We start from the raw sequence: 23,734 nt of genomic DNA, 5'->3' as shown, positions 1-23,734 counted from the left end.
CTTAAGCTCCTCCCATTTCTCCAGATTCATATAATATACAAGCAGCGGCAACCATGCCCGCTGTCTCACAGCGCAGAATTCGCCGTCCTAGTCCTACGGATACTGCTCCGGCTTCTTCTGCCTTGAGGCATTCCTCCGGAGTAAAACCTCCTTCAGGACCTACTACAACCATAACTTTCCCGCCAGACTGAGGCGAAAGCGATGCTAACCATGGAGCGACGCTGCTTCGAAGCTGTAAGCCTTCCTCTTTTTCATAACAGAAATAAACAGCATCATATTCACTAAAAGTCTGCAAAAGCTGTTTCCAGGACAACGGTGACCCTACAGACGGAACGATGTTCCGATGAGCCTGTTCGGCAGCTTCCTTACAAATTTTACGCCAGCGATCCAGTCGTTTGCTTTCTTTACGCTCGTCGTATTGCACTATTGTGCGTTCTGACAGAAAAGGAACAAAGCCTACAGCACCAATCTCTGTACACTTCTGAATGACAGTTTCCATCTTATCGGCTTTAGGCAAGCTCTGAGCGACTGTAATTTTAATTCGAGGTTCATGCGTCATCTCCAGGGACTCCAGAATGTTCACAGTGACTTCCCCAATTTCAATCTGCGCAATCTCTACTAATGCCTCACGGGAAACACCATCGCTAACAATAAGCTTGTCCCCTGCCTTACCACGCATCACTTTAGCGATATGACGGGCATCTTCCCCATCAATTCTCACGGTATCCGCACCAAACTGCTCCGGTGTAACGAAATATCGCTGCATCTCATCATCATCCTGTTCATAAATTCAGTAACAAATATAAACGCCTTCGGCGTCCTTATAAGGACGGTAAGCGTTTAGTCGAAAAATATAAGTCATAAAGTATAGAGTGATACTTATACTTTCTTATATTTGAAGAAACGGCTTAGTCGCCCTTATAAGGACGTCACCCGTTTCTTCAAGAAATATAAGGTTCGGTCAGATGAAAATTAACTATCAAATTTTGATCAAATTACATAATACAATGTTTGACAAAGGTTGAACAGACTTCATCCCTTGCCTTAGCTGCCAAAAATTCTTAGAGACAGCTGTACAAAGGTTATCGACATTTCACTAGCCCACGTGGCAAGTGGGTCAATCGTATACGTCCGTAGACCGGGAATAAACAATATCAATAAAAAGAGAAATACAGCCCATTGTTCAAATTGCTGTAATTTGCCGCGGATCGAACGTGGGGCGATATCTTCCACAATCCGATAACCATCCAGTGGCGGCAGCGGAATAAGGTTGAATAGAAACAAGAAGAAATTCCATTGAATGAAAGCGCCAAAGAACCGATTTACAGCCTCAAGCACGCGATCATTCGAGATCGTCTCCAAAACTCCAGTTGCCGCAAGTGCACCGTAGATTATAGCACCAATAATTCCTAAGAGCAGGTTACTGATTGGTCCTGCAGCCGACACGATGACTCCCATGAGACGAGGACGACTAAAGTTATCGCGGTTTACCGGAACCGGACGTGCCCAACCGAAGCCAGCAACTAGCAGCAGCAAAATACCAAAGAAATCGAAATGAACAGCAGGATTAAGCGTCATGCGGCCAAGTAATCTTGCTGTTGGGTCACCGAACTTATTCGCGAAATATGCATGACTGAATTCATGTACTGTAAAAGCAATTAAAATTGTAATGAGCAGGAAAGGAAGCTGATCTAAATCTACTCGAATTATATTTTGTAATATATCCATCTTTACCTCTTTCCGGCTGTAAACGCCACCCAATCTTCCTCACGGGATATTTCAATAATCTCAAAACCAGACGCTTTCAGCGCGTTCGCTACAAGTCCTTCTTTATCTTTATATATACCTGAGGTAATGTAGAGGCCTCCAGGCTGAAGCGCGCGGTACACATCATCCGTAAATAATACGATGATTTCCGCCAAAATATTCGCAACTACAATTTGTACAGGCAATGTCACGCCAAGGCTGCCTTCTTGCTCTTGCTTAGCAGGAACGGCTCCTTCTAGTGAGTGACCAGGTCTAGCGGATGGCCACATCTCTCCAGCCGCTGTATCAGCTACGCCTTCCCCGCCCAGCAGCGATAGAAGATCGCTCTCTTTTACCGTTATGGATGATTCAAGCTTGTTAAGAGCTACATTCTCCCGTGCACTTTCCACAGCCACCGGATCTAAATCTAAGGCCAATACGGATTTTGCACCTAGCAGCATCGCACCTACAGCCAGAATTCCTGAACCGGTGCCGACATCGATAACTTCTTCACCGCCGCTAATATTCTTTTCAAGTGCACGGAGGCACAAAGCTGTTGTAGGGTGAGTCCCAGTACCAAATGCCATGCCAGGGTCGATCTCAATGATGGCTTCATCTGGACTCTCAGGCGTATATTCCTCCCAGGTTGGTTTAATGGTAAGACGTTTGGATACGCGTAGCGGTTTGAAATATTGCTTCCAAGCATGCGCCCATTCGTCTTCATCCACAGTCTTCCAAGAAATCAACGCTTTGCCTGGATCAATCCCGTACTCATGCAATTCGGCTACCCGTGGAGTCAATTCTTCTATAACAGCATCCATATCTGTGGAATCGGCATAATACCCTTTTATGACCGCTTCCCCTTCAGGAATATCATTCAAAGGTTGGTCGTACAATTCACCGTAACGTGTATCCCGTTCTTTATTCAGTGTGCCGGATTCCTCGATAGAAACCCCACCCGCACCAGCTTCATATAAAAAATTCGAAATCATTTCCTGTGCTTCTTCTGTTGTATGTATCGTCACTTCATGCCATAACATCTTTATGTAATCCTCCTAAAAGTTTTGTGAGCATTTGCTTCATTGATTTACTTCGTGCAAAACTCGCTTCGAAAGCATAGGCTTAGTTTTGTGAGCATTTGCTTCATTGGTTTACTTCGTGCAAAACTCGCTTCGAAAGCATTCGCTTCATAGTATAACATTTCTTATTGGTGTAACGCCAAACTACAGCTCAACGACCTGCGACGTCCTCTTTACGCCTACAAAAGCAGTTGAGCGAATGATCATCCACCATCCCCGATGCCTGCATAAAAGCATAGCATATTGTAGTACCCACAAACTTCATGCCTTTCTTCTTTAATGCCTTACTCATCTCATCAGACTGAGCCGTCGAAGCAGGTACATCTGCACGAGTCTTCCAATGATTAATAGTTGGCACACCTCCGACAAAGCTCCAGAGATACTCTGCAAAGCTGCCATATTCCTCGCAAATTTGCAAATACACACCCGCATTACGAATGATAGCATCAATTTTCAATCGATTTCTAATAATCCCTGGATCACTCATTAGCTCTGCCATTTTGGCTTCATCATAATGGACAATCTTATTCGGATCAAATCCGTCAAATACCTCTCTGAAACGCGCCCGTTTTTTTAGTACCGTGTACCAGCTCAGCCCTGCCTGCATCCCTTCCAGCATAAGCAATTCAAACAGCTTTTGGTCACCATATAGAGGCTTTCCCCACTCTTCATCATGATAGGCAATATATAGAGGATCATCATTGACCCAAGCACAGCGAGTTACTTCCATCATTTCCTCCCCCTTTAATTATTCATAGCTAAACCTTTACAACGTCTACTCACTGTATACGAAAAAAAGGGAAGAACACAAGGTTCATCCCCTAAAAAAGTTATTCTATTTCCTTTAATTATGCTTCTTCTAACTCTTATAACCGGATCTGCACTCTCGTTTCTTTATCCGGATCATCAGTTGTATAGTAGAACATATAGATAGTAGCTTCTGTACCTTTAAAATCCTTATACACATCAATGGCCTTGTTGTTTCCATCCCCCGCGAAATTGACGGTTAGCGGTTTACCTAGGATGCGCTCCTTACCCAACCCAATATGTGTCTGGTTAATTCCACCGAAGCGAGCATCTTCACTTCCAGTTTCTACATAAAGATCGGATCCCTGCATATAGTATGTCCACTTCACCGGATACCCGTTGAGTTGCTGGATAATCGTCTGTTTCTTTTGAGAGATGTTCGTTAAAAGAAGCGGTATTTTGTCATCATTATTATTGGTAATTTTATAGCTGCCATGCTGAGTCACCTTATATTTAGCTACAAAGGTAATCGGAGTCTCTTTCGTGATTTCAAGGTCGACTGGCCGTTCGAAACGAAGCACTGTCAGCTCCGGCTCACCCTCTGGAGATCTCCATAAATTCCCCTCAAGCGTCTTGCCTGCTACTTCAAGAGCATACTTTTTATAAGGGAAGCCATTGTCTATATCCTTACTTCTAACTGTGACTCGAATTTGAGTAGGCGACACAACCATATTCTCCAGCGTGTAATCAGTCTCACCTGCCTCGAGCGGCAGATTTAGACTGGTTTTTATCGTCCCGCTCTCCATCTGCTTTTTACTTAATTGAAGATCGAATGAAAGTGGTCCATTAACATCTTTTTCTTTCTTCATATATTGCAGCTGATAAGTCGTTTGACCACCGGAAACATCCTCCGCCTTAAAGTATTGCTGCGCTGTATACTCCCCTTTTTCTCCTGGTGTACCGAAAGTACCTCCAGGCAGCGAATTTATGAGCGTTCCATTTTTGTACCCGACAATATTTGGATAGGCCCATTCTTTTGCTTCTGGCTGATCAAAAATGATCGCTGAAGAGAATAACATTTTCTCTTGACCTTGGGTAAACGGCTTCACCTCTATGCTGCGCATCCCCTCCTGTCCAATAGGGAAGCTCTGTGTCTCCGTCGAGTGAATATCCAGCGGCAAATCTAACGACTGTTCACTAAAAGCTTGAATATCATTTGTAACTAGCTGAACATTCACGGTGTCCTTCTCTGGTGTCCATTCACTTTCGAAATAACCGTTATAAATTCGGTTCTTTTCGTCCCAGTTCAGATAATTGTACTCTCCAGAACTATTTCTCCCCTCAGTACCTTTCAGGGTCATCTCAGTCACACGCCAAGTTTCACTGTCCTGTCGTTGTCCAACATCCAATGTGAATAAGATGACCGTTCGATTCTCATCCACGATGGCGGTATGTAGCTTTAGCGTCACTCCGTCCTTTGTCACCGATTGATCCAGCTTTTGACCGAGGTTTTGTGCCAGTGCCGCCTGAATACCACCTTTTTCACGGAGCATTGTATCCCAATTATAATGAACTGCCGCATATACTGGCGCCGCCGCTAGAAGTAATGAAAACGATGAAACAAGTGCTATTTTGCTCCAGTTTCTCCCCTGTTTCTGGCTACCACTGCTCATCCGAGTGTGAAAAGATGTTGTATTTTTATGTTCAATTCTCTCCCACATGCGCTCAAAATCAGGATATGTTACACTTTGACCCTCATTTAACTGATGCTCCAGCATATTCTCCAACTTTTTCATAAGATTCGCCCTCTTTCCGTTCAATTTGAACCCCAGCCTCCAGCAAAATTCTCCGCAATACCTTTAGCCCTTTATGCAGCCTTGATTTGGTCGTCCCGAGCGGGATGGATAGCAGGTCCGATACTTCAGCCAAGCTGAAATCATGCATGTACCTAAGCGTAATCACCATCCGAAGTTTGACTGGGAGCTGGCTCAAATATTTCGCCCATTCCATTGTCGTCTCCCGCTGCTCAATCAATCGTTCTACAGGGATTTCAGGAGACTTCTTAAATAAATAAAGATTATCTGATATTTTTTGTTGTAAAGTACGCTTCCGTTTCAAATGATTCAGGCAATGGTTGACTGTTATTTTCATAATCCAAGCCTTCAAATGCTCTACGTTCTCACGATTCGTGTGAAATACGGTAATGAACACATCCTGCGTCAAGTCCTCCGCATCCGCCGCGTCATGCACCATATAGTAGCAGGTCCGATATACATCCTTGTTGTAGGCTTCGAATAATTCCCGATTAGTCTGCAAATCTTTCTCCCTCCTTTCTTATCCGTGATATCTATATGACAACCAATCTCTGGAAAAGGTTCGTTTTTCTGAGCATAAACTATAGATGCTAGTAATAACAGATGAAAGATAGCAATTATACTCGCAACACAAAAAGCCACTCCCCATAAATCTGAGAACTGGCTTTCCTTTATATTCACGCTAACAGCATACAGAAATTAAATGATATTCATAACCTCTCGTGCTTGTGTATCTAAATCCTGGGCTGAGGAAGAGATATTATTGAAATCATCTAAGGCTATTTGAATCTGCTGTTGACTAGCTTCTATATTTTCTTGCACCTGGTTTGTTCCTTTGGAGATCTTATTGATTTCCAGCGTAATGGCATCCACACTATCTTTCACTTGAATGATCGAATCCTGCACCATGGAAGATAGCTTCCTAACTTCTTTTGCAACCACGTCAAAACCACGCCCAAACTCCCCGGCATGTGCCGCTTCAATTGCTGCATTAAGCGCTAACAGTTGCGTTTGCGAAGCAATGTTACGAATAGTTTGTACAATTCCCTGAATCGATACCGCTTGTGTCTCCAGATTAGCTAGAGTCTGTGTATTTTCAATGGATACTTCGGCTATTTTATCGATACTCAGCAATAGTTCTTGACTACGTTCAATGCCTTTCTCGGCTCTATGATTTAAGCTGTCCGACATCTCTTGCATCCGCTGTACTACAACACTCATGTTATTTTGTCGATCCGTGATATTAGTCGCTATCTTAGATACGCCAATGACCTGTTCATTATTTTCATCAAAGACAGGCATATATGTAGCTTCCAGCCATACCGCATTTCCTTTTGCATCCATTCGTTCGATCTTATCCTGGACACTTTTTCCTGAAAAAAGATCCTGCCAGAACAGCTCATAGCCCGGGCTATTTACAAAGTGAGGAAAGCAAAACTCTTTATGATGCATACCATACATCTCTTCTTTGTTATACCCCATCGAACTAGCAAAAACGTCATTCACATAAGCCACTCGTCGCTCAAGATCAAACCTTATAATCGCTAAATTTTTTTCTAAAGATCGGACAACAAGCTCATCGGTAACTCCCTGAGAGTGTACCATTCCCATATAATAATTCCTCCTGGATATCTATAAGTTACTCGTCGCGTCATCATGAAGTATATCTGAACAATTATACGCTCTTATTGCGCAGAGAGAAATACATGATTTTCATTAAAATGCATCTAATTCGTAATAAAAATAACCCCACCAACGTTCGGTAGAGTCCAGCTTTCATCCCGGATGTTTATACGCCGATTTCTGACGAGGGGCAAGTAATATCGAGATACTTTTAAGTGATGATAAATTTGGAAAACCCCAGCCGTAATTCCAGCCAGGGTTCGAACCCATTCCTATTAATACTAATTTGTCTCTTGCAAAATGCACATACCAATCGGTCCAGCAAACATAGCCTCTTATATGTACATTTCCTTATTTCTTGGATCCGTAATCTCCGATCTTAATTCCCCATACCGAATCCTTCTGATAGGACGCAGCCTCCTTTAAACTTGGAAGTCTTACATCCAAAGGACAATGCCGTTCCAAATACATCACAAACGCCTGGCGAACCCCAATCTCAGCATCCAGTTTATTAAGTTCGTTCGGGTGTTTCTCCATCTCCGCTAATTCTAATTCCCAACGGTATAAATCGCTTGCCTCAGATCGTTCCAGCCGAACTTTTTCAGTCAGCTCCCGCAGCTCACGGTAGGCCTGTTTTACTTTTGAAGAGTACAGTTGCTTCTGATTCATAAAAGTTAAGAATGCGATAAGTAGCGCTAAACCTATCCATAAAATAACGTTATCCATATTTCCCCTCCAGCTTGGGTTATTCTCCTAATTATACACATCAGAACGCAAAAATACCCCACAATGTGAGGTATCTGCCCTAGCTTTTAGCATCTATTCTTTTTTCATAATTTCATGCAGCTGACGTTTGTCTGCTTCTAGAGCCCGGGCCTGGGCTTCGATATCCTCCAGATCTGCCTCCGCTGCTGAAAACTCTACATCCTCTGCTTTCGCCTCGTACAGCATTTTCATCTTCTCGGTCTTTGAGAATATTTGCGAGTTCTCTCTATCCATAGTATCGATCATCTCCCTTCTTATTAAGAAAATTATTATTCAAATCATCCCGCCTGCTTCTTCAATTAAGCGTAATGCCTGATCATGGGACTCCGAATTCAAGATCACCGTAAGTAAAATATCTCTACCCGTCGGTCCTCCATCTCCGCCATGACTCATCCCACTGGCGCTGGTATCAGCAGCAGCTAGTATGCCTGTGTGTGCACGCTCAGCAGTCATGGAATCCATTCTGGCAACATTGCCTGTCACTGGGTTTACCCCTGAGCTAAAGCTCGTGCCTCCATATCTACTGAAGCGATCAACGGAAATTTCAATGGCCCGAAGTGCACGTAGCTTACGAGCAACACCCTCCGCTTCTTCAGGACTTTTAAAATAAGCCAAAATAGATCTTTCCGACATCTTATCCCCGCTCTCGCTTGAAATTCAGATATCTGTTGCATTCCTTTATATTGTCTTCATTTCACTTCTTTTATGCCCTTTTTTTCTCATACTCCACTTATTTACTGGGAATTCGACATTTTCCTCGACGCTTCCCTGCAATATAGTGCTAAAGTTGTATATTCGATTTGAAGTTATAGCTGTAGAATAAATTTAATTTTCATAATTTTTTACATTTTACGCTGAGGAGGAGAACTACAGATACACACTGCAATATAAAAATTCATTTGGGAGGATGAACTTATTTGAAACGTACCTTTAAACACTCTATTCAAAAATTTGGTATTGGGGCGGCGAGCTTCGGACTGGCTGTTTCTGTCCTTTTTCCATCCGCTGCATTTGCGAACTCATCCCTTGAAACATCAACTAACCTAGCTAATAATGTACAGTCTCAAAGTGTGACCCCTCATAACTACGCGGGTGTGCTCAAAGGTTCAGCACCAGTATCCGTGATCGTGGAATTAACTAATAAACCAGTCAGTGTGTATGAAAATGAGGCTAAAACTTCTTCTTTACGATCCTCAGTCTCCTTACAACGCAGTAAAATTATCTTGGAGCATAAAAGCTTTATTTCCTCAGCGCAGAAAATCGATGCCGACATCGGTTTTGAATACAGTGAAATTTTTAACGGATATTCCATTACTCTGCCAGCCAATCAAGTAAACAAGCTGTTAGAGCTTCCGGGCGTTGCAGCTGTTTATCCAAATGATGAAGTACATGCGTTAGCAGACAGTGTTGAGGTAGCGACTTTGCCTGTTACGCGTTCTTATTCGGACAGTGGCAATCTTATAGGTGCGGATACACTACATGCATTAGGTTACACAGGAGAAGGGGTACAGGTAGCGGTTGTAGATACCGGCATCGATAAAGAGCACCCTTTATTAAAGAATAATTATAAGGGCGGTTACGATGCCTATGATCAGGATAATGATCCGTCAGAAACACCTCCTGATGCCAACTTTCCTCCAAAAAATGGTAGCCCATATGAAACCTCACATGGCACTCATGTAGCCGGTACAATATTGGATGTTGCACCTGAGGTGGATTTGTACGCGTATCGCGTACTTGGCCCTTACGGTTCCGGTCCAACAGCGGTTGTAATCGCGGGTATTGAGAAAGCGGTCGCTGATGGAGCCGATATAATTAACCTCTCCCTGGGCTCTGATGTCAACCAAAGCTATTCCGCAAGTTCAATCGCGATAGACAACGCCATAAAGTCGGGCGTGAATGTTGTTGTTGCTGCCGGTAACGCTGGACCGGATGTAGGAACATTGGGCGAACCTGCTGGATCTCAACTCGCACTTAGTGTAGGTGCTTCTACTACCCCAGTGAATACCCCATTCTTTAATATTGGCGATGTTAAAAAAATTCCAGGGATATTAGCAACTTACTCCCCAAATTTAGTTGATAATACTGCTGGCAGTAAGATCGTTTATGCTGGTCTTGGAGGTACTTCCGATTACACAAATTTGGACGTCAAAGATAAGGTAGTCCTCGTCGATCGTGGTGTGCTGAGCTTCGGAGATAAATCTCTAAATGCCAAAGCAGCTGGAGCCAAGCTTGTCCTAATTGCCAATAATGCTGCTGGTGAAATCAGTCCCACCCTTGGTGCGCCTGGGAATTACATTCCTACCTACGGAATTTCTCAAGCAGATGGGAAAAAGATAAAAGCTCAATTGGATGCTGCTAAAGATATTATCAGTTACTATATAGGGCTTGAAGTCAATCAGTTAGCAAACTTCAGCTCTATGGGTCCGGGGATGCCTGATTATCTAATCAAACCTGACGTTGTTGCACCAGGGGTCAATATCAACTCCACAATTCCTAGCTGGAATGATGATTACGAACATGCTTATGGCTTAAAAAGCGGTACAAGCATGGCAACCCCACATGTTGTAGGAGCTGTAGCTTTGCTACTGAGTGAAAACTCTGATCTTAAGCCAAATGAAATTAAAGCACTGCTGATGAACAATGCGGATCCTATTTTTAACCGTGATGGGGATGCTTACTCACTATATCAACAAGGTGCCGGATTAATTAATTTGGAGAAATCAGCAAAAGCTGAATCTATCGCTAAAGTCGGAGAGAGCTTAATTAGCGGCCTACCTGGGACTGTAGAAATCCCTTATTACACAGGTTCCTTATCCTTTGGCTTGCTCTCAAAGGGAGCTAGTGTAACGAAATCAGTCTATGTGGAAGATTTTAATAAGAATGGATCAACCTATACTCTATCCACCAAATGGCTTACAGAAGTGCCTGATGACATTAGTATTAATATTGCACCAAACAGCGTTACCTCAGGTGTAGATCAATATACACAATTTACACTAAAGGTATCTGACACCGCAAAAGAGGGTGCATATGAAGGGATCCTGTTCCTAACCTCTGATACTGAAACTCTTCGTCTTCCCTTTAATGCACTTGTCGGCGATAAATTCAACTTAGAGCCTGTTAATCAGCTTTCTTTTGAAAGTCCACAGATTTCTCCTAATGGGGATGGACGCTCAGACGACACCACCTTTACCTTCTCTGTCAATGAAGAACTGGATGGCATAAGTTTCGTAGCCTCTCCAATAGATGCTCCTGCGACAGTTTTAGGTGAAGTTTATTCTATCGATGAAAAGGTCTATCGTGGCGTGTACGAGATTACAAATTGGGATGGAACGTTAACAGACCTGGAGACCTCCGCCAAGTCCACTTTAGCAGATGGTCATTACTACATCACTCCTGTGCTTCCTAATGGGCAACTGCTCGAGAAACAAAAGACCGAGTTCACAATTGATACCGAGAAGCCATTAGTTTCCGGCATCACACTTGAGGAGTATGAACGTGAAGCGCCAACCGATCCTGGTGCGGCTCAAATCAGCGGTTTTATTGATGATGACCTAATGGCCTATTATATTTCTAATACACAACCTATTGGAAATTGGTTTACCGTGTACGCCGAAGGTAAACATTATGATGGGAATACTTATAAATTCGGTGGAGTAATTGCAAGTAATGGTGCTTTTTCCATTGACGTTCCTGTTAACGAGGGGCTTAATGAGTACAAAATCTATGTGGTTGATAAAGTAGGTAACGGCGCGGACGACGATGATTATGCTCAGCGACTGCTTTATAGCACAGGAGATGGTATTTTCAATGTAACTCCGTCTCTATCTGCGGCCACCATTGAAGTGGGACAACCGGTAACCGTTGATCTAGGGTATTCCGTGACTGATGAGGTTTATGGCGTCTATGGGGCTTCATTCGCTGTCATTTACGACGATTCCCTTGAAACACCGGTAATCCAGCCAAGTGTACAACTGGCTACGTATCAAGAGGAGAATTTCTCAGGTATTCCACTTACAGAATTCTCACAAACCTATGATCTAGAAGACGGCCGCAAACTGACACAGTATAGCGTCAATCTGTCAGGTGGTGCTTATCACGGCTCTGGCTCACTAGGTAAAATAACCTTCAAACCTACAGTAGAAGGAGCCTATTCCCTCGAGCTGTATGATGTGCAGATCTGGAATGATGCTACAACATCAACAATCCCATCTGGTGTGAGAACGGTAAGCGTAAGTGTTAAGACACCTGAAACACCGAAGCCAACACCAACTCCATCAACTGATTCATATGTACCTACAGCAACCAGTGCTCCTGCTTCTGGAATCGCATTGAAATCTGGGAAGCTAGTAGAGACTGCAGATCCAGCAGGTGGCAAGCCTTCAGCGGTGTTCAACATCTTAGACACTGCATTAGCCAATTCGATCCAGAATGCAAAAGATAAAACTTCTGTTCTTGATCTTAGCGATGTAAGCTTCAATAAATATAGCCAAGTTGTTATTTCTCTTACCCCGGCCCAAGCCGAGCAGTTAAAGAAATCAGAGTATGCACTCCGCCTAAACGGTAGTGGGTTCAATGTACTTATTCCAGCGGCGACTCTTCCGGATTTCATCAACAGCAACGGCTTGACCCTTACGATTAGCCTAACAGATGTAGGCAACACAGCAGTTTTAGCAGGTAGCTCAGCAGCAATAAATATCGGTTCTTCCATTCTCACTATCAAAAATGGTTGGACAACCGGAAAGCCGATCATCCTTCAGCTTAATCTAAAAGCCAGCAGTCTTCATGATGCACGAAAGACTGCCGCTTATGTAGAATCAAAGGATCATAAATGGTCCTATCTACTACCTGGTTCTATCTCTAAAGAAGGGATTCTACAGTTTAACGTTACTGGTGACGGTTCTTACAGTGCAGCATCCCGAAAAATAAGCTTTAAAGATATTGGCACACACTGGGCTCAAACCGATATCGAAATCCTTGCTTCACATGGTATCATTGCCGGCAAAGGAGCCGATGGCAGCTTTAAACCTGCTGACACTTTAAATCAGGCAGAGCTTCTAACGCTCTTCGACCGTCTACTTGGAAAAGGTGACACTTGGAGTACTCGCATCAAAGAAAGTGGATCTCGTGATGTGCTGACTCGCGAGGAAGCAGCTCTTATCATCGCTAAGGCTCTTGGTGCTGATCTTACAGTAGCCAAGACACCTTTAAGCTTTAAGGATGCGGATAACATCGCTGCGGAGGCACGCAACGCTGTAGCCTATGCTGTAACCAAAGGTTATCTCAAAGGTGTTACTGCGGACAGCTTCAATCCACAAGGTACACTGACTCGTGCACAAGCAGCAACAATTCTGAGCCGTGTGCTTGAGGACCTACGTTCTTCGAACAACATCTAGTTGCACTTTAAAAGAAAGCCCCAGCAGCCAATGACTGCTGGGGCTTTTTCGTCTATAAGTCACATTTGCGTTTCCGAGGCAGTCATCGGACTCAGATGACCTTAAACGCTGGATTATGCAATATTTGGCATGCTAACGGACCCCATAGTCGCTATTGGCATGAAAAGCACCGTATGAGATTGGCTAGCTTGTCCCTACTAACAGTCGACATGAGCAAACTGCCTTAAATCAAAAAAGCAGAGCAGCGATCCCAAAATAACGGGAGGATCGCTGCTCTGCTGTATTATTTATTTACTCAATTAATGAAGTTAGAAATATCAGTCCCCGCGGAACGCACGCTTCACACGATCAAAGAAAGATTGCTCATGCTCATGTGTGTTTTCTCCATTTAGAGAGGCGAACTGTCGCAACAAATCTTTTTGCTCATCATTCAGCTTGCTAGGTGTCACAACAATGACTCTAACATGCTGGTCACCTTGGCCAGATCCACGTAGACGTGGAACACCTTTACCTTTAAGGCGGAAGAAAGTACCGGTCTGCGTTCCCGCAGGAATCTTCAGCTTCACTTTTTCCGTTAAGGTAGGAATCTCAATCTCATCGCCAAGTGCAGCCTGTGCAAATGTAAGTGGAACCTCGCACATAATATCATCGTTCTCACGTACGAAGAAATCATGCGATTTGACACGGATGACAATATACAAGTCTCCAGCAGGACCACCGCGTAAGCCGCCCTCGCCTTCGCCAGTCATGCGCAGCTGCGCACCGTCATCGACACCGGCAGGGATACGTACATGAATCTTACGCTGCTTCTTAACTTTACCCTGTCCGCTACAAGTCGTACATTTTTCCTTAATAATCTTACCTGTACCACTGCAATGCGAACATGGACGACGATTACGCATCTGTCCAAGTGGTGTATTCTGTACGAATTCCTGTTGCCCACTACCATGACAAGTGGAACAAGTCTCTGGTTTAGTACCCGGTTTAGCCCCGGAGCCGTAGCAGGTATCGCAAGTTTCCGTACGTGGAATAGTGATATCAGTTTCTTTACCGAATACCGCTTCCTTGAATTCAATGGTCATCGTATACTGCAAATCCCCGCCACGCTGTGGTGCGTTAGGATCACGACGTCCGCCGCCGCCAAAGAACATATCAAAGATATCACCTAGTCCTCCGAAGTCGCCACCGCCGCCTCCGAAGCCGCCCATACCTTGGTTAGGATCAATATGGCCATATTGGTCATATCTAGCTCGCTGTTGTCCGTCGCTAAGAACATCGTAAGCTTCTTTTACTTCTTTAAACTTAGCTTCAGCGTCATCTGCTTTATTCACGTCTGGGTGATATTGGCGCGCCAATTTCCGGTACGCTTTCTTCACCTCGTCGTCTGAAGCATCTCTACTGAGGCCAAGCACTTCATAATAATCGCGTTTATCTGCCACTGCTTTCACCTCCGTACATTACATACTCAAATTCCTAATTACCTGCCAAAGAAACCATTATACGATAAAACCCCAGGATCTGACCATCCAGTTCCAGCAGATGTTTATTCTTACAATATCAGAAGGCGCATTCGCGAAGAGTGTGCAAACTGATATTACAAAAGGAAAGTCAAAACACGGGATGACCCGGTTTTGACCTTCCCTTCTTAACTATATAAGAATTTATCAGTTACGCCCTATACACTTATCGTTTAAGGTTACCCTTGATTCTTATCTTCGTCAACAACCTCATAATCAGCGTCAACTACATTGTCTTTCTTAGGAGCGCCTTCAGCAGCTCCAGCACCACCTTCAGCACCTTGCTCTGCTTGAGCAGCTTGTTCGTACAGCTTCATGGACAACTGTTGTACAATCTCAGTCAATGCTTCTGTAGCTGCATTGATTTCTTCAAGATTGTCAGTTTCAAGTGCTGCTTTCACTTTATCTTTAGCTTCGTTTGCTTTTTCAACTTCGGAAGCATCAGCTTTATCACCAAGATCTTTGATCACTTTCTCAGTGGAATACACGAGTTGGTCAGCGCTGTTCTTCGCTTCTACCAATTCTTTACGCTTACGGTCTTCCTCAGCATGAAGCTCGGCATCCTTCATCATTTGTTCTACTTCTGCGTCGCTCAGACCGCTGGAAGAAGTGATAGTGATCTTTTGGCTCTTGTTAGTGCCTTTATCAGTTGCAGAAACATTCACGATACCGTTGGCATCAATATCGAAAGAAACTTCGATTTGTGGTACGCCACGTGGTGCTGGTGGAATCTCGTTCAGCATGAAGCGTCCCAATGTTTTGTTGCCATTCGCCATTTGGCGCTCACCTTGTAGCACGTGAATCTCAACGCTAGGTTGATTGTCAGCAAAGGTCGAGAATACTTGGGATTTACTTGTAGGAATTGTAGTGTTACGCTCGATCATCTTCGTGAACACGCCACCTGCAGTTTCGATACCGAGGGAAAGCGGAGTTACGTCGAGCAATACAACGTCCTTAACATCACCAGTTAATACACCCGCTTGAACAGCAGCACCAAGAGCTACAACTTCATCCGGATTCACACCTTTGTGTGGATCTTTACCTGTAAGCTTCTTAATTGCATCTTGTACAGCAGGAATACGTGTAGAACCACCAACCAGAACGATTCTGGTAAGGTCTGCAGGCGTCATACCAGCATCAGACAATGCTTGACGAGTTGGTCCCAAAGTACGTTCTACTAGACCAGCAGTAAGCTCATCAAACTTCGCACGAGTCAAGTTGATCTCCAAATGCTGAGGTACTCCGTCAACTACAGTGATGAACGGAAGAGAAATAGTAGTTGTCAGTACGCCCGACAATTCTTTCTTCGCTTTTTCAGCTGCATCTTTCAAACGTTGTACAGCAGATTTATCTTTGCTCAGATCAATGCCTTGCTCTTTCTTAAATTCGGATACCAGATGATCCATAACCACTTGGTCAAAGTCATCGCCACCAAGTTTGTTGTCGCCGCTTGTAGCTTTTACTTCAAAGAATCCATCGCCCAGTTCAAGGATAGATACATCGAACGTACCGCCACCAAGGTCATAGACAAGGATAGTTTGATCTTCGGATTTCTCCAGACCATATGCCAAAGCTGCAGCTGTTGGCTCATTCACAATACGCAAAACTTCCAAGCCTGCAATTTTACCTGCATCTTTAGTAGCTTGACGTTGGCTGTCATTGAAATAAGCAGGAACTGTGATAACTGCTTGAGTAACAGTTTGGCCAAGATATGCTTCTGCATCGGATTTCAGCTTTTGAAGAATCATTGCTGAAATTTCTTGTGGGGAATAGTCTTTACCATCGATGCTTTCTTTATGGTTAGTACCCATGTGACGTTTAACAGAGCTGATCGTACGATCAGGGTTAGTAATTGCTTGGCGTTTAGCTGTTTCACCGACGATACGCTCGCCGTCTTTCTTAAAACCTACCACCGAAGGGGTTGTACGTGCGCCCTCTGGGTTTGGAATTACAACGGCTTCGCCGCCTTCCATTACGGCAACGCAAGAGTTCGTGGTTCCTAAGTCAATACCGATAACTTTACTCACAATAATTTGCCTCCTCTAAAGGTATATGGAGCATTCGCTCATTAAAATAATAAAATATTTAAAAAATTCGATTGGTACATGGTGGACAGATACTGCCCGTCCTATATATACAGATTACATGCTGACTTTGACCATAGCAGGACGAAGGACTTTATCTTTCAGGAGGTATCCCTTTTGGACCTCTTCCGTTACGATACCCTCTTCGTACTCCTCGCTCTCCACCTGCATAATAGCCTGATGGTATTCAGGATTAAAAGGCTGTCCTACTGTTTCCATAGCCGTAAGTCCCTCGGACTTCAATACCCCATCTAGCTGACGGAAAATCATATTAACACCCTTCACGAAAGCTTCGGATTCTGGGCTGCTAGGAGTAGTCACTAAAGCACGCTCAAAATTGTCCAGTACTGAAAGCAATTCAGTCACGAGCTTGGAGGTGGCATATTGAGCCAACTCTTCTTTCTCCTTCTGAGTACGACGACGGAAGTTATCGAAATCAGCCTGCGCACGTAGCGCACGTCCTTGATATTCATCAGCGAGATCCTGCAGACGTTTTACCTCCGAACCTGTGTCTGAAGCACCTTCACTAATTTCTTCTGCCGTAAATGAGTCGGTTTCCGAAGCTACATCAGCCTCAGGTTCCTCATTTATCAAATCTTCTTTGAATTCATTAGCATCTTGAACTTGTTCCTTTTTCAAGTTGTCTTCACCTCCTTAAAATCATTCATTAAAATCATTCACGTAATCAATGTTGACTCTGTTCACTTATACCAGTGTGCCAGCATCGCTGTCAAATCTCGGGATAAAATGCCCAAGATCCCCATCACTCTTGCATATTCCATTCGTGTCGGACCAAGGATACCAATGCTCCCCAGTGCCTGCCCATCAAGAGAATAAGTGGCGGTGATCAGACTGCAGTTAGCGAACGCTTCATGATTGTTCTCCGTCCCTATTCGGACCTGGATACCTGTGCCGCCTGTTGTAGGGGCCAGCATTTTGAGCAATGTAGGCGTCTCTTCCAGCAGATCAAGAATGCTTTTCACCTTGTCAACATCCTTGAACTCAGGCTGTGTAAGCATATTCGTCGCTCCACTAAGATAGATACGCTGCTCTTGATCACTTTCCAGCGCAATGTCTAGCACTTGCATTAATTCTTCATAATGTGAGATGTGACGCTGCATTTCCTCGCCAAGCTCGGAATACAGCCGAGTCTTCAGCTTATAGAGTGGTACATTGACCAGCTTACTATTCAGTAGGTTAACCACTTTCTCCATCTCGGAAACGGATATCTCCGGCGGAATGTTCACCGTACGGTTCTCAACTTGACCCGTACTTGTAACAATAATCGCTACAGCGGTTTTATCATCTAGTGGTAACAACTGAAAATGACGCAATGATGTATGAAAAACCTCCGGTCCCAGAAGGATGGAAGTGTAATTCGTCATATTGGAAAGAATCATCGCCGCATGTTGGATTACCTGCTCCATCGCATTCAGCTTCTCGGCAAAAAAAGCGCGGATCGTGCCCATCTCTGCCGTTTCGGCGGAATTCCACGGTACCAAATGATCCACATAATATCGGTATCCTTTATGGGAAGGTATTCTCCCCGCCGATGTATGAGGCTGCTCGAGATAACCCAAATCCTCTAGGTCAGCCATTTCATTTCGAATAGTTGCAGGGCTGTACCCTACATCACCCCGTTTAGAAATGCTGCGAGATCCTACTGGTTCTGCCGATGAAATATAATCATCTACAATTGCATTTAGTATCATTCTCTGGCGATCAGTTAACATGTTATCCCCTCCTATCGGCTGTTGGCTCCGATTCGTTAGCACTCGACTCAGATGAGTGCTAACCACTAATACAAAAATACCAAACTGACATTGACATTGTCAAGTCAGTTCAGCATCTTAAGTACTGCTATTTCATCGCAGGCATGCTGCTTTTTACAATTCACGCAATCTGTCCATACCTTTTCGGGAAAAATCTCTTTCTCAACAACTTCGAATCCGTTTCTAAGAAAGAAATCTACGGCGTAGGTTAGTGCCATGACCTTAGGAATTTTCTGGTTTCTGGCTTCCTCAACCAACTTCTCTAAAATCATTGAGCCTACACCTTTGCCCTTACCTTCGTCATTCAGACCGATCGAGCGAATCTCTACAAGATCATTCCCGAGTCTGAAGAGTGACCCACAGCCAACGAATCTGCCGCCAATTTCTGCAACAACGAATTGATCGATCTGGCGTGTCAGCGCCTGCCTGGAACGGGGCAACATGATCCCGCGCTGTGCGTATTCTTCTATCATCAGATACAACGGTTCAACATCTTCTATCACAGCATTTCTGCAAATCACCTGTGCGTCTCCTGCTGGAGACGAATGGCGGATCATTTCCGTCTTGGCAAGCACTTTAATTCACCCCTCTGTTGATAATATGAATAAATATACAACAGAGTGAATTACAATTCAAGGGGTATTTTAAAATTAAACTTCTGTCAGTGCGCCTACAAATTCCGCGAAAACATCGTTCCCGAAAAGGATCCCTTGCTTGCTGAGTCGGTAAGTCCCCTCTTCGTGCTCAAGTAGACCCGCATGCAGCATCTTATGCAAGGATTTCGCAAATACATCCTCTATCGAACGCCCAAATTGCGCTTGAAAAGCCTCATTAGAGACGCCTTCATGCATACGTAAGCCAACCATCATAAAGTCCTCCATCGCTTCTGCTTCAGTGATTGGGTATGCGTCTAATCGAGGCAACCCTTTACGTGTAGCTTCAACATAAGGATTTACACCCTTAACATTAATATGACGCTGGCGCCCCACATATCCATGTGCACCTGCTCCGAGACCATAATAATCTTCATTACGCCAGTAAGTGATATTGTGACGACTCTCCATACCTGGTTTTGCGAAGTTACTGATTTCGTATTGGTTATAGCCCGCTTCCTTCATAGATGACATCAACAAGAGATACATTTGCAGTTCATCTTCTTCATTAGGAAGAGGAAGTTTGTTCTTATTAAATAGGGTGTGAAAAAGAGTGTTCTCCTCCACCTTCAAGCTGTAAATAGAATAGTGGGGTAAATCAAGCTCCAAGGCCTTACGAATACTTTCGCCCAGCATCTCTACAGTTTGGTTCGGCAAACCAAACATAAGGTCAACCGACAGGTTGTTAAGACCAACTGCACGAGCATTCTCCAAGCTGCGGTATACATCGTCAACATTATGAATCCGGCCAATACCCGTAAGGAGTTCGTTCTGAAACGCCTGAACACCAAAGCTCACCCGATTCACGCCGCCTTCTTTCATAACCGCCAACTTATCTATATCCGTAGTTCCCGGATTTGCTTCCATAGAGAACTCGATATCTTTATCCCAGTTTGGGAAATGTGTCCGAACTGATTTTAGAAAATAAGCCATCTCATCCGGCTTCAGTACTGTTGGGGTACCACCGCCGACAAAGATCGTTTTGATAACTCCCGGTGGAGTGTTCTTGACGGTCAGCTCCATTTCTCGATCCAAGGCTTGGAGATAATCCATAACCGGCTGATCCTTGAGAACGTAGGAATTAAAATCACAATAAAAGCACTTATTGGTACAAAAAGGAATATGAATGTATACGGCCTCAGGGGGACGGCCATTAGTATTCGTGGTCATTAGCTGTCTCCTTTATATAAAAATATCGTTTGACTAGTGTAATCTAAAAAACAAGAAAAGGGAAGCCTGACGGCTTCCCTCCAAGGGCGATCATTTATAAATGATCTCTATTTTAAAATACAAAAAAGTATAAGTTTTACGTTATCCTATATATTTTGTATTTCTCGCAGAAACGGATACCGTCCCTATAAGGACGGCTAAGCCGTTTCTTCTTAATATATCCGCATTTCCACGAGTTCTGCACGTTCTCCTCCGTTGGTTTCATGAACAACGATCCGAACAGCATCCGTAAGGACAGGCTTCTCTAAACGATGTACGTTCTTCCGGCGATGATTGTCTTTGACGCGGAACATGACTTGCCACACGCCATCAATGAGTAACTCTACATCGTAAGCCTTTACTAGTTCAGGAATCACTAGAAATGGCGTTTCATGGTGATGTAGGTTGATAAGATCCTCATTAACATCATCGTTAAAGGTAAAATGAATTTCAGAGACTGAAGCAGCATCCGGGAGACGCGCCTCTACCCACTCCGTTCTACCAGCAGCCATCGGCTCAGAAACCCAGCTATGTGGCCCTGCAAAAGGTCGAACATACCCGTCAGTGACTTTGGATGCAGCATATGCGGATGTTTCTACCGCAAAACAGAAATGCCTGCGTACTAGCTGTTTCATGCTCCACTCCATCACCGGCTGATCTGGCTGATGATCCTCCAGCGCTGAATCAACTACAGGTTTAACGCCTCTCTCAAAAGTAATAACACCTGTGATTGGAGTTTCTGAAATATGCAATTGAATATGCTCATTAGTTCGAATAATAGCGAAGATATTACATTCGCCGATTGAACTCCACTGCTCCTCTTGTACTGGAACATCAATCCATTGCTGCTCTCCAGCTTGTACTAATACAACATCAACCTGTCTACACTCTGCTGGAACGTAATTTTCCGCACGCCCAGTCGTCCATAGCTCAACGGTCAGCTCTGACTGAGTACTTGCTGACACAAGCAGCTTCAACCCAAGGATATTTCCTTCAACCGGAAACAAAATTCCTACGTCATGAGAAAGCTCATAAGCTTCGGCTGGACGATCCAGCAGTATACCATTCATCGTGCTGGATGCATGAATCTCGCTTTTTCTGGCGAGGTCCAGTGGATCTTCGTTGCACAATCCAATAATCGAAGCATCTTGCTTTAACATCACCTGTTGCAATTCATGCATATGCTGCTTGCGAATTTCACGAGGGGTTACACCTTTGATGACGGATAATGCTGCACCTGCTCCAGCCGCTTCACCCATGATCGCACAGGTTGCCATGACGCGTGTTGTTCCAAAAGCCACATGAGATGCGCTGATATTCCGACCCGCGAAGAGTAGATTTCGCACATTCTTCGAATAGAGCGAACTAAATGGAATATGATAAATCCCATCCGCATGCAGATGTTTCGAGCCGCTCTCTTCTGCGTACATCCCTTGCGGTGGATGCAGATCAATCGACCATCCTCCGAATCCAATCCGGTCTGCAAATTCACGCTGCGCAAGAATATCATTTTGCGTTAAGATCGTATCGCCAACAAACCGTCTGTATTCACGTTTACCCGGAATTGAGCCAACCCACTCCAGCGTCATATTTTCGGCATCAAAATGACCTGAGTTTTTAATGTAATCCCAAATCCCATAAATAACAGAGGATAGCTCATCACGTATACGTTCATTCTCATCCACCGTATCAAGCTCACCGCCCCACTCAATCCACCAGTAGTGACAGCCTGAATCTCCACTCCGAATGACCCGACGGATCGGAATCGACGTTGTTGTAATATCCTTCGCGAACGATGGAGCAACATAACGTACCGGTTTTCCTGTATCCTGTGTATAAAACAATAATGTACTGCCTAATGTAATGTTATCAGGCACTTCAGGTGCCCATTCCTCATTAAATTCATGGCGGGCTTCACGTCCTAATCGGAAATCAGCTCCTGCCAGGAAGCCAACCAAACCATCGCCCGTGCAATCGATGAACGCCTCACTCTTGAACGTAATCAACCGCTCAGATCCCATCATCCAACCAATCACACTGCGAATCGTCCGATCCTCTGCCTCACCTTCCGCTTCCACTTCGCGTACATCGGTATTTAGGAACAGGCTGATATTCGACTCTGCCTTCACGGCTTCGAGTAAGGTTAGATCCCATAAGTATGGATTTCCCTCCGGGTTCCGGTATTGATTCTCGATGAATAACTCACCCATAATGCCTGTCTCACGTGCATATCGATTTACACCATGTCCTGTTGCACCACATACCCATACCCGAACCTCTGAACTCGAGTTACCACCAAGTACAGGACGATTCTGCACTAGTGCTACCTTTAACCCTAGGCGCGCTGCAGCGATCGCCGCGTTCATTCCTGCAAGTCCACCACCGACCACTGTTACATCGGATTTAACCGTTTCTGTTCTCATGTTAGTACCCCTCCTATAGTTAGCCTTTCACAGCCGAACTTGAAATCCCTTGAATAATGTATTTCTGACCCACAAAGAAGATAATAATCATTGGAATAATCGCAGCCGATGAAGCAGCCATCATCCCGTTGTAGTCCACATTGTTCTCAAGAATAAAATTCTGCAATCCAAGCGGAATGGTATATAGTTTAGGGCTTTGCAAGAATACAAGCGCATTCTCATAATCATTCCATTGCCAGGAGAAATCGAGAATAGCAAACGTTGCTATTGCTGGCTTCGCTAATGGCAGAATTAAGCGGAAAAATATCTTATAATGCCCCGCCCCATCCAAAAAAGCAGATTCCGTAATTTCCTTAGGAATGCTCATAAAGAACTGCCGAAGCATAAATACACCGAAGATTGAGAACATGGCTGGTAGGATCAGCGCCCAATGCGTATTGTAAATCCCAACCCAGTTAAACATGATAAACTTTGGAACAAATAGTACCTGAGGCGGAACCATCATCATGGATAAATATATGACAAATAGTCCATCTCGACCTTTGAACGAAGTACGTGAAAATCCGTAAGCGGCAAGGGCAGATAGAAACACCGCCCCCACAGTTCCAATAATTGAAATCTTAAGTGAATTTAAATAATACGGAACAAAATCATGACTTCCTGTCCACACCCGAATATGATTGCTCCAGTTGAGAGATGAAGGCAGCCATTTGTTAAACACCTCGGCAGGTGTCTGAAAGGATGTGCTGAGCATCCATAGGAAAGGCACAATCATAAATAGTCCTAGAACAAACATGATGATCGTTACTGGCAGTTTCACCTTCATGTTTCCTGCTTTTTCATTCATACCGCCTGCTCCTTTAAATTATGGTTTCGGGGCCCCCCGCAAAGCTTCACTTTGTG

At 44.2% G+C, this 23,734-nt stretch carries 19 protein-coding genes; 1 reads left to right on the top strand and 18 read right to left on the bottom strand.

Going from position 1 to position 23,734, the window contains the following annotated elements; all coding sequences use genetic code 11:
• Position 1: 1 nt before the first annotated feature.
• The 10 genes from MKX60_RS10805 to MKX60_RS10760 form a co-directional block, all read right to left on the bottom strand.
• The gene (locus MKX60_RS10805; RefSeq protein ID WP_042190982.1) at positions 2-766 is read right to left on the bottom strand and encodes an RsmE family RNA methyltransferase; all 765 of its coding nucleotides are present in this window, start codon (positions 764-766) and stop codon (positions 2-4) included.
• Between the two features lie 278 nt (positions 767-1,044).
• Positions 1,045-1,728 carry a site-2 protease family protein gene (locus MKX60_RS10800; RefSeq protein ID WP_076284800.1) on the bottom strand — a complete coding sequence of 228 codons (684 nt, stop codon included), beginning with the start codon at positions 1,726-1,728 and terminating at the stop codon, positions 1,045-1,047.
• A gap of 2 nt (positions 1,729-1,730) precedes the next feature.
• Positions 1,731-2,786 (bottom strand): 50S ribosomal protein L11 methyltransferase, encoded by a 1,056-nt coding sequence (gene prmA / locus MKX60_RS10795; RefSeq protein ID WP_076299675.1) that lies wholly within the window; start codon positions 2,784-2,786, stop codon positions 1,731-1,733.
• Between the two features lie 190 nt (positions 2,787-2,976).
• The gene (locus tag MKX60_RS10790; protein WP_042190988.1) at positions 2,977-3,555 is read right to left on the bottom strand and encodes a DNA-3-methyladenine glycosylase I; all 579 of its coding nucleotides are present in this window, start codon (positions 3,553-3,555) and stop codon (positions 2,977-2,979) included.
• Between the two features lie 136 nt (positions 3,556-3,691).
• Entirely contained in the window at positions 3,692-5,368 is a 1,677-nt protein-coding gene (locus MKX60_RS10785) for a DUF4179 domain-containing protein (RefSeq protein WP_341059755.1), read from the bottom strand.
• A complete protein-coding gene (locus MKX60_RS10780) occupies positions 5,328-5,888 on the bottom strand; it encodes an RNA polymerase sigma factor (protein WP_076284804.1) in 561 nt (186 codons plus the stop codon). Before MKX60_RS10780 ends, MKX60_RS10785 begins: the two co-directional genes overlap by 41 nt.
• Before the next feature lie 197 nt (positions 5,889-6,085).
• A complete protein-coding gene (locus MKX60_RS10775; RefSeq protein ID WP_076284805.1) occupies positions 6,086-6,997 on the bottom strand; it encodes a methyl-accepting chemotaxis protein in 912 nt (303 codons plus the stop codon).
• 363 nt (positions 6,998-7,360) lie between these two features.
• Positions 7,361-7,735, bottom strand: a complete 375-nt coding sequence (locus MKX60_RS10770) for a hypothetical protein (protein WP_076284806.1) — start codon at positions 7,733-7,735, stop codon at positions 7,361-7,363.
• A gap of 93 nt (positions 7,736-7,828) precedes the next feature.
• On the bottom strand, positions 7,829-8,008 hold the full coding sequence (locus tag MKX60_RS10765; RefSeq protein WP_042130382.1) for a YfhD family protein: 180 nt from the start codon (positions 8,006-8,008) through the stop codon (positions 7,829-7,831).
• A gap of 39 nt (positions 8,009-8,047) precedes the next feature.
• Positions 8,048-8,407 (bottom strand): hypothetical protein, encoded by a 360-nt coding sequence (locus MKX60_RS10760; protein ID WP_042190997.1) that lies wholly within the window; start codon positions 8,405-8,407, stop codon positions 8,048-8,050.
• Positions 8,408-8,691: 284 nt separating this feature from the next.
• On the opposite strand from MKX60_RS10760, the gene MKX60_RS10755 reads away from it, so the two are divergent.
• On the top strand, positions 8,692-13,173 hold the full coding sequence (locus MKX60_RS10755) for a S8 family serine peptidase (RefSeq protein ID WP_341059754.1): 4,482 nt from the start codon (positions 8,692-8,694) through the stop codon (positions 13,171-13,173).
• A 317-nt stretch (positions 13,174-13,490) separates the two neighbouring features.
• Here MKX60_RS10755 and dnaJ read toward each other — a convergent pair whose 3' ends face one another.
• The 8 genes from dnaJ to MKX60_RS10715 all read right to left on the bottom strand — a co-directional run bounded on the left by dnaJ (position 13,491) and on the right by MKX60_RS10715 (position 23,678).
• Entirely contained in the window at positions 13,491-14,612 is a 1,122-nt protein-coding gene (gene dnaJ / locus MKX60_RS10750; RefSeq protein ID WP_042130386.1) for a molecular chaperone DnaJ, read from the bottom strand.
• A gap of 257 nt (positions 14,613-14,869) precedes the next feature.
• Positions 14,870-16,717 (bottom strand): molecular chaperone DnaK, encoded by a 1,848-nt coding sequence (dnaK, locus tag MKX60_RS10745; RefSeq protein ID WP_042190999.1) that lies wholly within the window; start codon positions 16,715-16,717, stop codon positions 14,870-14,872.
• A gap of 114 nt (positions 16,718-16,831) precedes the next feature.
• Positions 16,832-17,413: a nucleotide exchange factor GrpE gene (grpE, locus tag MKX60_RS10740; protein ID WP_042191002.1), complete on the bottom strand. Its 582-nt coding sequence runs from the start codon at positions 17,411-17,413 to the stop codon at positions 16,832-16,834.
• A 62-nt stretch (positions 17,414-17,475) separates the two neighbouring features.
• Positions 17,476-18,507, bottom strand: coding sequence for a heat-inducible transcriptional repressor HrcA (gene hrcA, locus MKX60_RS10735; RefSeq protein ID WP_042191003.1), 1,032 nt, complete (start codon positions 18,505-18,507; stop codon positions 17,476-17,478).
• A gap of 104 nt (positions 18,508-18,611) precedes the next feature.
• Positions 18,612-19,103 carry an N-acetyltransferase gene (locus MKX60_RS10730; RefSeq protein WP_042194380.1) on the bottom strand — a complete coding sequence of 164 codons (492 nt, stop codon included), beginning with the start codon at positions 19,101-19,103 and terminating at the stop codon, positions 18,612-18,614.
• 93 nt (positions 19,104-19,196) lie between these two features.
• Positions 19,197-20,369 (bottom strand): radical SAM family heme chaperone HemW, encoded by a 1,173-nt coding sequence (gene hemW / locus MKX60_RS10725; RefSeq protein ID WP_042191005.1) that lies wholly within the window; start codon positions 20,367-20,369, stop codon positions 19,197-19,199.
• Positions 20,370-20,581: 212 nt separating this feature from the next.
• Positions 20,582-22,831 carry an FAD-dependent oxidoreductase gene (locus tag MKX60_RS10720; protein ID WP_341059753.1) on the bottom strand — a complete coding sequence of 750 codons (2,250 nt, stop codon included), beginning with the start codon at positions 22,829-22,831 and terminating at the stop codon, positions 20,582-20,584.
• 19 nt (positions 22,832-22,850) lie between these two features.
• Complete coding sequence (locus MKX60_RS10715) at positions 22,851-23,678, bottom strand: carbohydrate ABC transporter permease (RefSeq protein WP_076284811.1); 828 nt, start codon at positions 23,676-23,678, stop codon at positions 22,851-22,853.
• Between the last annotated feature and the right edge of the window lie 56 nt (positions 23,679-23,734).

This window comes from Paenibacillus sp. FSL R5-0914 (genome assembly GCF_038004525.1).
Classification (GTDB): Bacteria; Bacillota; Bacilli; order Paenibacillales; family Paenibacillaceae; genus Paenibacillus_AQ.
The sequence above is the reverse complement of the archived record's forward strand: the minus strand, read 5'-3'. Positions and strand labels throughout refer to the sequence as shown.

What these genes read in the sequence shown, in the direction of transcription:
- MKX60_RS10805 (WP_042190982.1), bottom strand. Translation starts at nt 766, where the DNA reads ATGCAGCGATATTTCGTTACACCGGAGCAGTTTGGTGCGGATACCGTG.
- MKX60_RS10800 (WP_076284800.1), bottom strand. Translation starts at nt 1,728, where the DNA reads ATGGATATATTACAAAATATAATTCGAGTAGATTTAGATCAGCTTCCT.
- prmA (WP_076299675.1), bottom strand. Translation starts at nt 2,786, where the DNA reads ATGTTATGGCATGAAGTGACGATACATACAACAGAAGAAGCACAGGAA.
- MKX60_RS10790 (WP_042190988.1), bottom strand. Translation starts at nt 3,555, where the DNA reads ATGGAAGTAACTCGCTGTGCTTGGGTCAATGATGATCCTCTATATATT.
- MKX60_RS10785 (WP_341059755.1), bottom strand. Translation starts at nt 5,368, where the DNA reads ATGAAAAAGTTGGAGAATATGCTGGAGCATCAGTTAAATGAGGGTCAA.
- MKX60_RS10775 (WP_076284805.1), bottom strand. Translation starts at nt 6,997, where the DNA reads ATGGGAATGGTACACTCTCAGGGAGTTACCGATGAGCTTGTTGTCCGA.
- MKX60_RS10770 (WP_076284806.1), bottom strand. Translation starts at nt 7,735, where the DNA reads ATGGATAACGTTATTTTATGGATAGGTTTAGCGCTACTTATCGCATTC.
- MKX60_RS10765 (WP_042130382.1), bottom strand. Translation starts at nt 8,008, where the DNA reads ATGGATAGAGAGAACTCGCAAATATTCTCAAAGACCGAGAAGATGAAA.
- MKX60_RS10760 (WP_042190997.1), bottom strand. Translation starts at nt 8,407, where the DNA reads ATGTCGGAAAGATCTATTTTGGCTTATTTTAAAAGTCCTGAAGAAGCG.
- hrcA (WP_042191003.1), bottom strand. Translation starts at nt 18,507, where the DNA reads ATGTTAACTGATCGCCAGAGAATGATACTAAATGCAATTGTAGATGAT.
- MKX60_RS10730 (WP_042194380.1), bottom strand. Translation starts at nt 19,103, where the DNA reads ATGATCCGCCATTCGTCTCCAGCAGGAGACGCACAGGTGATTTGCAGA.
- hemW (WP_042191005.1), bottom strand. Translation starts at nt 20,369, where the DNA reads ATGACCACGAATACTAATGGCCGTCCCCCTGAGGCCGTATACATTCAT.
- MKX60_RS10720 (WP_341059753.1), bottom strand. Translation starts at nt 22,831, where the DNA reads ATGAGAACAGAAACGGTTAAATCCGATGTAACAGTGGTCGGTGGTGGA.
- MKX60_RS10715 (WP_076284811.1), bottom strand. Translation starts at nt 23,678, where the DNA reads ATGAATGAAAAAGCAGGAAACATGAAGGTGAAACTGCCAGTAACGATC.